Below are 2,612 nucleotides of genomic sequence, written 5' to 3' on the forward strand. Positions count from 1 at the left end.
TTGCTCCCAACGTTGGCTTTGACCAGTGCGTCGAGAGGCGAGACTGTCGCATCTCTAACTGGCCCAACTGTCGCATTACTAAATAGCCTCTACATGCGGGAATCGCATAACATGAATTATGGAACTACAACTCCAGGAGCCGGGAGGCTGTGAAAACGGAACCGAAGAATTTCCCAAAGCTTACGCGATTTGCTTCCTTGAGCACAATGCGCAAGAGACCGTCGGAAAACGATGCGGTTTCGACGCGGACGTGGTCTGCGTGTTCGAAACGACACTCGAACGACTAGCCACCGATGCCGCGATGCAGATATTCGCCTTCCTGCTTCTGCGCCTTGCCACCCTTGATGATCAGGACGTTGCGCTCCTGGGTCACGTCTAGATCGCTCTGGCCAAAGCCTGCGACTGCCATTGTGATGGCGTATCCGGCATCGCCGAGCTTGACGATGTCGTACGGCGGCCAGAGATCGACGGACTGGAGGCGCTGCGCGTTGTTGAGAAGATTGAAGACGCGGTCAAAGCCGAGGCTGGACCGATGATGACATTGGGCATTCAAAAAGTCATGCTCAAGCGGCCGATCGTTCCTCACAAGTCGCGGCCGTTGAACGGTCAGTGGCGATCGAGGAGCGGAGACCTGAGCGATGTTGGGAATAGGTGTTGGATGGTTTCGCCCGCCACCGAGCGGACCGAAACCGAACTTTGCCCGTTACCTCTGTGGCCAAGATCGGCGCGGCTCGCATCCAACATGGACTTCCCCAGCGTTATGACTGGATAGCGACTGTTCTGCGAGACGCGTGGCTCACCTCCAACGCTCCCCAGCAGGCCAGTCGTTGCTGGCTCCTCTAGCTTTTCCTGAGAGGTGTCTTCTGCCGGGTCCGGGTCACGGTCGTTCGCACCCCGGAGGCGTGCGAGTTCGCCCCTACGGCGGCGAAGACGTCGTTCTGCTTCGCGCCTTTCACCACGGCCTTATCCACCAGGTGTTCGAGACCGAGCCGCAAATCAGCTTGCCAGTCGTCGGTCATTTCGTTTTCTCTCACTTCCAGGGTTTTGCCGGGGATATCGGGAGACGCCCGCTCTGAAGGCGACGGTTCACGCCATTGCCTCACTGCTCAGCGTTAGGGATCGCGCAGGTCACTGCGCCCGGCTTAGCCTTCTCGTCGCGAAACGCGCGGAAAGCTAAAAGTTACAAATCGACGATGGCGGGCTCTTGAAGACGAACCCTCCGGCTTCGTTACACTAGCGACGCACACACGGCTGGACCGAACGAAGGCGGATCGGCCTAATCGTTTCCTGAACGCGGCGGCTGCAGCGCTTCGAAGTACCCATCAGTCTGGGCTTGTCGCTGATGGGGCTTTATATCTGCGGCCGATGTGCTTTCGGCGTCGTCCTTCGCGAACTTGTCGTCGGCCTCTTGGTTGACCTTCGTCACGTCCTCGGACTCCTGCTCCGCCAGTTCGTGCTGCTCTTCGGCACGTCTCCAATGTTCCTCATGGGAACCATCCAGGCGGCCCTCGTCTTCCCAGATTTTGTATGCCCGCTCACGCAGCTGCTGTTCCTTGTCTACCATCTCGCTCTCCTCCACGGCCGGCTAATGGTAACTTGCGCATCGCGCAGTCGTTCCCAAAGTCAAAGCCAGCTGACGGCGACCAGAAGCGCTCCGCGAATGAGGCCTGCCTGGCGACGGGGTGCATAGCTGGCGGGCAAAAGACAACCAGAAAGGCGCCGTCAGGATCCGGCAGCGCCTGATCGAGCCTTGCCTGTCTTGGCCTCATCGATCATGCGTCTTACGCCACTGCGCAAACAGGGTCAGATTGTTCTCGTCGGTGGCAGGGTAGAGGCCTGTGATCGTGTGGCCTTGCTTGACCCGCTCCACAGCGAAGTCCTCGTACGCGGTCATTTCCACGGCTTCATCGGCGATTTCGTCGGCGATCTCAGCCGGGAGAACGATCACGCTGTCGTCGTCCCCAACGACGATGTCGCCTGGAAACACAGGAACGTCGCCGCAGCCGATGGGCACGTTGATGTCGATCGCTTCGTGCAGCGTCAGGTTCGTCGGGCTGGACGGGCGGTGGTGATAGGCGGGGATGTCGAGTTCGCCGATTGTCATGGCGTCGCGAAAGCCGCCGTCGGTGACGACGCCTGCGCCCCCGCGCACCATCAGCCGGGTGATTAGGATGTCACCGGCGGATGCCGCGCGCGCGTCCTTGCGGCTGTCCATGACGAGTACGTGTCCTTCCGGGCAGGTCTCGATCGCGTGGCGCTGCGGATGTTTCGGATCACGAAAAACCGTAATCGGATTACGATCCTCGCGCGCTGGCATGTAGCGCAAGGTGAAGGCGGGACCGACCATGTTCCGCCCCTTTGCCTTGACCGGCCGCACGTCCTGGATGGTCTGGTTGCGCAGGCCGCGCTTGTAGAGTGCTGAGCAAAGCGTGGCGACGGATACACGCATCAGCTTATCGCGGGTTGCAGGGTTCATCGTTCCTCCTCGGACATCATCACTTGGGTCAGTTGATCACGGGTTCCGGCGTCTTGCCGCCAAATTCGGTCTTCAGGAAATCGAAGTCGCAACCTTTGTCTGCCTGTTCGATATGGCTTGAGAACATGAAGCCATA

2 protein-coding genes and 2 pseudogenes are annotated in these 2,612 nt (G+C 59.5%); all 4 read right to left on the reverse strand.

Annotated features, from left to right (window positions below; translation table 11 throughout):
• Positions 1-196: 196 nt before the first annotated feature.
• Positions 197-553 (reverse strand): annotated as a pseudogene (locus EDE09_RS27865) (Hsp20 family protein); the annotation flags it as partial.
• Positions 554-796: 243 nt separating this feature from the next.
• Positions 797-1,019: pseudogene (locus EDE09_RS27870) on the reverse strand (hypothetical protein).
• 257 nt (positions 1,020-1,276) lie between these two features.
• Positions 1,277-1,564, reverse strand: coding sequence for a DUF2934 domain-containing protein (locus EDE09_RS27875; protein WP_132413606.1), 288 nt, complete (start codon positions 1,562-1,564; stop codon positions 1,277-1,279).
• A 201-nt stretch (positions 1,565-1,765) separates the two neighbouring features.
• The gene (locus EDE09_RS27880; protein WP_132413608.1) at positions 1,766-2,476 is read right to left on the reverse strand and encodes a ribonuclease activity regulator RraA; all 711 of its coding nucleotides are present in this window, start codon (positions 2,474-2,476) and stop codon (positions 1,766-1,768) included.
• Between the last annotated feature and the right edge of the window lie 136 nt (positions 2,477-2,612).

Source organism: Neorhizobium sp. S3-V5DH (assembly GCF_004343065.1).
Taxonomy (GTDB): domain Bacteria; phylum Pseudomonadota; class Alphaproteobacteria; order Rhizobiales; family Rhizobiaceae; genus Neorhizobium; species Neorhizobium huautlense.